Origin of the sequence: Pseudomonas putida (genome assembly GCF_002906855.1) — a bacterium.
In the GTDB taxonomy this organism is placed as follows: Bacteria; Pseudomonadota; Gammaproteobacteria; order Pseudomonadales; family Pseudomonadaceae; genus Aquipseudomonas; species Aquipseudomonas putida_N.
Genome location: NZ_MINI01000009.1, coordinates 1 through 1,014, shown reverse-complemented (window position 1 = coordinate 1,014; position 1,014 = coordinate 1). Strand labels below are relative to the sequence as shown.

Genomic DNA, 1,014 nt, shown 5'->3' with positions numbered 1-1,014 from the left:
AAGTTTTCGGTTCGGCCGTCGTTGAGTTCGACAAAATCGACTCGGCTCCAGAAGAAAAAGCGCGCGGTATCACCATCAACACCGCTCACGTCGAGTACAACTCGAACATTCGTCACTACGCTCACGTTGACTGCCCAGGTCACGCTGACTACGTGAAGAACATGATCACCGGTGCTGCCCAGATGGACGGCGCGATCCTGGTTTGCTCGGCCGCCGATGGTCCGATGCCACAAACCCGTGAGCACATCCTGCTGTCCCGTCAGGTTGGCGTTCCGTACATCGTGGTCTTCCTGAACAAGGCTGACCTGGTAGACGACGCTGAGCTGCTGGAACTGGTCGAGATGGAAGTTCGCGACCTGCTGTCCACCTACGACTTCCCAGGCGACGACACCCCGATCATCATCGGTTCGGCTCGTATGGCGCTGGAAGGCAAAGACGACAACGAAATGGGTACTACCGCTGTCAAGAAGCTGGTAGAAACTCTGGATGCCTACATCCCTGAGCCAGTTCGTGCCATCGACCAGCCATTCCTGATGCCGATCGAAGACGTATTCTCGATCTCGGGTCGTGGTACCGTTGTTACCGGCCGTATCGAGCGTGGTATCGTCCGCGTTCAGGACCCGCTGGAGATCGTTGGTCTGCGTGACACCACCACCACCACCTGCACCGGTGTTGAGATGTTCCGCAAGCTGCTGGACGAAGGTCGTGCTGGCGAGAACTGCGGCGTTCTGCTGCGTGGTACCAAGCGTGACGACGTTGAGCGTGGCCAGGTTCTGGTCAAGCCAGGTTCGGTCAAGCCGCACACCAAGTTCACCGCAGAAGTCTACGTCCTGTCGAAGGAAGAAGGCGGTCGTCACACTCCGTTCTTCAAAGGCTACCGTCCTCAGTTCTACTTCCGTACCACTGACGTGACCGGTAACTGCGAGCTGCCGGAAGGCGTTGAAATGGTAATGCCAGGTGACAACATTCAGATGACTGTTACCCTGATCAAGACCATCGCAATGGAAGACGGTC

The 1,014-nt window shown here is 57.0% G+C and carries 1 protein-coding gene; it reads left to right on the top strand.

The features are described from left to right. On the top strand, positions 1-1,014 hold a 1,014-nt coding region (tuf, locus tag BGP85_RS00125; RefSeq protein ID WP_103445265.1), incomplete at both ends, for an elongation factor Tu.